This window comes from Mycobacterium sp. (assembly GCF_050701675.1).
Taxonomy (GTDB): Bacteria; Actinomycetota; Actinomycetes; order Mycobacteriales; family Mycobacteriaceae; genus Mycobacterium.
Map to the genome: position 1 here is coordinate 1 of NZ_JBOGDD010000644.1, position 5,286 is coordinate 5,286.

4 protein-coding genes and 1 pseudogene are annotated in these 5,286 nt (G+C 67.1%); 2 read left to right on the forward strand and 3 right to left on the reverse strand.

What is annotated here, in order from left to right; genetic code table 11:
- Positions 1–31 precede the first annotated feature (31 nt).
- Together katG and ACRDUX_RS19805 are read right to left on the reverse strand one after the other, a co-directional pair.
- Positions 32–2,230 carry a catalase/peroxidase HPI gene (gene katG, locus ACRDUX_RS19800; protein ID WP_526415719.1) on the reverse strand — a complete coding sequence of 733 codons (2,199 nt, stop codon included), beginning with the start codon at positions 2,228–2,230 and terminating at the stop codon, positions 32–34.
- 36 nt (positions 2,231–2,266) lie between these two features.
- A complete protein-coding gene (locus ACRDUX_RS19805; protein WP_526415720.1) occupies positions 2,267–2,722 on the reverse strand; it encodes a Fur family transcriptional regulator in 456 nt (151 codons plus the stop codon).
- A gap of 133 nt (positions 2,723–2,855) precedes the next feature.
- On the opposite strand from ACRDUX_RS19805, the gene ACRDUX_RS19810 reads away from it, so the two are divergent.
- Positions 2,856–3,791 (forward strand): o-succinylbenzoate synthase, encoded by a 936-nt coding sequence (locus tag ACRDUX_RS19810; protein ID WP_526415721.1) that lies wholly within the window; start codon positions 2,856–2,858, stop codon positions 3,789–3,791.
- 10 nt (positions 3,792–3,801) lie between these two features.
- Here ACRDUX_RS19810 and ACRDUX_RS19815 read toward each other — a convergent pair whose 3' ends face one another.
- The gene (locus tag ACRDUX_RS19815) at positions 3,802–4,377 is read right to left on the reverse strand and encodes a cutinase family protein (RefSeq protein WP_526415722.1); all 576 of its coding nucleotides are present in this window, start codon (positions 4,375–4,377) and stop codon (positions 3,802–3,804) included.
- Between the two features lie 299 nt (positions 4,378–4,676).
- Here ACRDUX_RS19815 and ACRDUX_RS19820 point away from each other — a divergent pair.
- Positions 4,677–5,286: pseudogene (locus ACRDUX_RS19820) on the forward strand (ABC transporter permease); the annotation flags it as partial.

The window sequence follows — 5,286 nt, forward strand, 5'->3', positions numbered from 1 at the left end:
GTGCCGTACCTGAGGGCTGCAGTCTCCGGTGCTACTTCTCGAGATCGAACCGGTCGTTGTCGGTGACCTTGGTCCACGCCGCGACGAAGTCCTTGACGAACTTCTCCTTCGCACCGTCCTCGGCGTACACCTCGACGAGCGCGCGCAGCTGCGAGTTCGACCCGAACAGCAGGTCGACGCGGCTGGCGGTCCACTTCGGTGCACCGCTGCTGCGGTCGGTGCCGACGTACGTGCCGTCATCAGCCGGTGACGGCGCCCACTTGGTGCTCATGTCCAGCAGGTTGACGAAGAAGTCCGTCGTCAGCTGGCCCGGCTTGTCGGTGAGCACACCGAGGTCGCTGCCCTGGTAGTTGGCACCCAGCACACGCAGGCCACCGACCAGCACGGTCAGCTCGGGACCGGACAGGTTCAGCTGGTTGGCCCGGTCGATGAGCACGTACTCCGACGGCAGCGGCAGGCCCTTGCCCGCGTAGTTGCGGAAGCCGTCGGCCTTGGGCTCCAGGTAGGCGAACGACTCGACGTCGGTCTGCTCCTGGGTGGCATCGCCGCGGCCCGAGGTGAACGGCACCGTGATATCGAATCCGGCTGCCTTGGCGGCGGTTTCGACACCGACATTGCCGGCCAGCACGACCAGATCGGCGAACGACACCGTGACCCCGGCCGAGGCCGCGATGTCCTCCAGCTTGGCGATGATCGGGACCAGCTCGTCGGTCTCGTTGGCTTCCCAGCCCAGCTGCGGCTGCAGCCGCAGCCGCCCGCCGTTGGCGCCGCCGCGCATGTCGCTGTGCCGGTAGGACGCAGCGGCCTTCCATGCGGTCGAAACCAGCTGCGGCACAGTCAGGCCCGAGCCCGCGATGGCCGTCTTCAGGGTCGCGACGTCGGCGTCACTGAGCTTCGTGCCGGCCGGGGTGATGTCCTGCCAGAGCCAGGTCTGCTGGGGAACCAGCGGCCCGAGGTAGCGCGAGACGGGGCCCAGGTCACGGTGCAGCAGCTTGAACCACGCGTTGGCGAAGGCCTCGGCCAACTCCTCCGGGTGATCCAGCCAGCGCCGGGTGATCGCGCCGTAGATGGGGTCCAGCCGCATCGACAGGTCGGTGGTCAGCATCGCCGGGTGCGTCTTGCCGTCGCCCTGCGCCATCGGCACCGAGTTGGCCCAGCCGCCGTCCTTGGGCTTCCACTGGTTGGCGCCCGCGGGGCTCTTGAACAGTTCCCACTCGTTGCCGTAGAGGATCTCCAGGAAGGAGTTGTCCCACTTGGTCGGGGTGTGGGTCCAAGTCACCTCGAGGCCACTGCTGACGGTCTCGTTGCCGAGGCCCGAGTTGTCCCAGCCCAGGCCCTGCAACTCGAGCGGTGCCGCTTCGGGCTCGACGCCGTTCTCCACCTCGGTGGCGCCGTGCGTCTTGCCGAACGTGTGGCCGCCGACGATCAGCGCCGCGGTCTCCTCGTCGTTCATCGCCATCCGGCCGAAGGTCTCGCGGATGTCGATGGCCGCGGCCACCGGATCCGGATTACCCTCGGGGCCTTCGGGATTCACGTAGATCAGGCCCATGTGGCTGGCGCCCAGCGGGTTCTCCAACTTGGTCCGGTCGGTGCCGGAGCCGGCGTAGCGCTCCTGGCTGCCCAGCCACTCGTGCTCGGCGCCCCAGTAGATGTCCTCCTCGGGCTCCCAGAAGTCGGGGCGGCCGAAGGCGAAACCGGCGGTCTTGAAGCCCATCTGCTCCTGGGCCCGGTTACCGGCGTAGACGATCAGGTCGGACCACGAGATCTTCTTGCCGTACTTCTTCTTGAGCGGCCACAGCAGGCGGCGGGCCTTGTCCAAGCTCACGTTGTCGGGCCAGCTGTTCAGCGGGGCGAAGCGCTGCATACCGCGCCCGCCGCCACCGCGGCCGTCCTCCACCCGGTAGGTGCCCGCGGCGTGCCAGGACATCCGGACGAACAGCGGACCGTAGTGACCGAAGTCGGCGGGCCACCAGTCCTGCGAATCGGTCAGCAGGGCATCGAAATCGCGCTCGAAGGCCTCGAAGTCGAGGGATTTGACGGCCTCGCGGTAGTCGAAGCCCTCGTCGGTCGGGTCAATGGCCGGGGGGTTCTTCTGCAGGATCTTCAAGTTGACCGCATTGGGCCACCAGTCGCGGTTGCTGCCACCCTCGACGGGGGGCTTGATCGGGCAACCACTTCCGGCCGGCTCCGTCTGGGCCTCCCCAATGGGGGGACTGGTTTCCTCAGGCACTGTATTTCCTTTCGGGAGTGGTGAATCGGGCTGTGATCACGGGCGTGATCCCGAAGTGTGTGACATCGAACAGTCAGGACAGAGGCCCCAGTAGATGACTTCGGCCTCGTCGATCGAAAAGCCTTGCAGGAGACCCTGATCATCGGAAGGAGTCAGACACGGCACTTCGCCGACGGCGCAGTCGACGTCGGCGATGACCCCACACGCCCGGCACACGACGTGATGGTGGTTGTCGCCGACCCTTGACTCATAACGGGCTACGGAACCGGATGGCTGGATCCGCCTCACCAGGCCCACTGTCGTCAGGGCTGCCAACACGTCGTACACGGTCTGCCGAGACACCTCGGGCAGACCGGTCCGCACCGAATCGAAGATGGTCTCCGTGTCGGCGTGCGGGTGCTCGCACACCGCCTCCAACACTGCGACCCTTGGGCGGGTCACGCGAAGATCAGCCAACCGCAGCTGCTCCGGGTAATCCGACGACGGGGTCACGTAGGACACTATGCCGCGCTTTTCTGGAATGAGTCAAGAGTTGGCGAGATGAAAACCAGGAACGCGCCTCAGCTGTACCGGTCGCCGGGTCGATGACCCTTCGCCACCGCCCGACGCACTAGCTTGTCTGTTGATGAAGGCACTGATCGACTTCGACGACGCGCCGATCTTCGCCATCCCCACTATCGAAGGATCGGGCCTGCGCGAAGGCATGTTGATCGAGGGCCCGCAGGGTTGGGGCGAGTTCAGTCCATCACTCGACTGTGACGCCCGCGCCGTGGGGCGGTGGCTCACCGCAGCAATCGAGGGTGGCACGGTCGGATGGCCGGACCCGATGCGCGGCCGAATTCCGATCGCTGTCGGCGTGCCGGCTGTCGGTTCCGCCGCCGCCCGCGGCATCGTCGTCGATTCCGGGTGCCGCACCGCCGACGTCACGGTCGCCGCTCACCCAGACTCGCTCGCGGATGACGTGGCCCGTGTCGGGGCGGTTCGTGAGGCTCTTGGCCCCGACGGCCGAATTCGCCTGAGCGCCAACGGGATGTGGAGCGCCGACCAGGCCATCGCCGCGATCAGAGAGCTGGTGAGGGCGGCGGGCGAACTCGAGTACGTCGGTCAGCCGTGCCACACCGTCGACGAGCTGAGGGCCGTTCGCCGGAACGTCGACGTCCCGGTGGCCGCGGAGGTTTCCTGGGCCGGGGAAGCGGACGTCGCCATCTTGCGGTCAGGGCCACTTGGCGGCGTGCGGCGCGCGTTGCGGTTGGCCGAGAAGTGCGGCGTGCCGTGTGTGGTGTCCTCGGCGATGGAGACGAGCATCGGTCTCGCGTCCGGCCTCGCGTTGGCAGGCGCGCTCGAAGAGCTTCCGTTCGCGTGCGCCCTCGGCACGGTGCCAATGCTGGCCGGCGACCTCGTCGCGAAGCAGCGTTCACTGGTCCCCGTCGACGGCTACCTGCCCGTCGCGCCGATGCCGGCCGCGCCGGAACCGGAATTCCTGCGGCGGTATGCGCTGTCCGAACCCGACGGGGTCGCGTGGTGGCGCGAACGGCTGAGATCGGCTCGAACCGCGGCCTGACCGACGACCGTCACAGGTGTTTGTCGACGATCCACTGGGCGGCCTTCTTGACCAGACCCGACTGCGGGTATTGGACGTGGGAGTTGAAGTCCTTGCCCAACGAACAGATGGGATCGTTGGTGTTGCACATGTCGGCGGTCTTGGGCCCGTAGACGGAGCTGAGCGTCGTCAGGGGCTGACCGAGCCGTGCCGAAGGATTGCCGAAGACGGCAACGGCGCGGACGTGATCGGCCATGGCGGCCGGCATCGGCGTACTGAACCCGAGACCCGCGATCGGGGAGGTGGTGACGACGTCGACGACCGCCGCGCCCTGTGAGTAGCCGCCGAGCACGATCTTGGTCTTGGGGCAGTTCTTGGCGGTGGCCTGAATGTGGGCGCTGGCGTCGTTGGCACCGTTGGCGACCGCCAGAAAGTCGTAGGACGCCGGGTACTTGACGGCATACGAGCGCACCGACTTGCCCTTGACCAGCGATTTCAGTGAATCCACCAATGCCTGGCCGACGACGCCGATACCAGCGGGCTCGTCGGTTCCTCTTGCGAATACGACTTCGATGTCCGGGCAGTCAGCGGCGGTGGCCGACGGCATCGGCGAGGCCGCCAAGGTAGACGCGACCAGCAAGAGGACGGCTACCGCAGACCTCGGCGCGCGTCGCGCGAAGAGGGACGCCGCCAGGCATTTCAGCCGTGAGGTACTCCCGATGGCGTCCAACGCCGCTCCTTGACCTGATGGGTGGATCGAAAATTTTCGGACGTATACCCAATTATCACTCCCGTCACTCCAGTATCACCGATCTTGACTGTTCTTGGACCGACGTGGCGGATCCGGGATCGTGCGGTGGTGCCGTAATGGGCTACCGGGAACCTTGGGATGGTTCAGTTAGCCGCATGCCCAGGGACGCCGATTCCGCCGTCGACGTCGCAGCCGTCGACGAGTTGCGGTTTCTCGGCGACTCCCTTCGCCGGGTCGATGCCGCCGCCGCTGCCGTGGATTGGGACGACGACGCCGCGGTTGCCCGGGTCATCGCGACGGCCCAGGCGGAGTTGACCTCGATGACCGGCGCGGTCGCCGACGACATCGCAGCGACGGGCGCGTCCGCACCATGGCTGGCACGTGCCGATGACCACGCGCGGGGCGTGTCGTCGACCAGGGAGTTGGCGACGCCGGCCGACCAGGCACGCGCAAATGCCGTCGTCGCGGTGGCGCTCGCCAGGGCTGCGGTGGCCGAGGCCGTTCTCGCGGTTGCGCGGGCGCGCAACGTCGAGGTCGACGTCACCACGCCCGCGACGACGCGGCGCATCGCCGTCCTTCGGGTCGCGCCGCTGTCCGGTGTCGGACGGCGGGTCGTCGACGAGGTGCGTCATGTCATTGCGGACAGACCGCGGGCGATTCTGGTCCGACTCGTCATCACCCTTGCCATCAGCCTGTCGCTGGTGACCTTCAATCACTTCAGCGGATGGTCGGAGTACGGCGACGTCAGTCAGCTCACGCTGTATC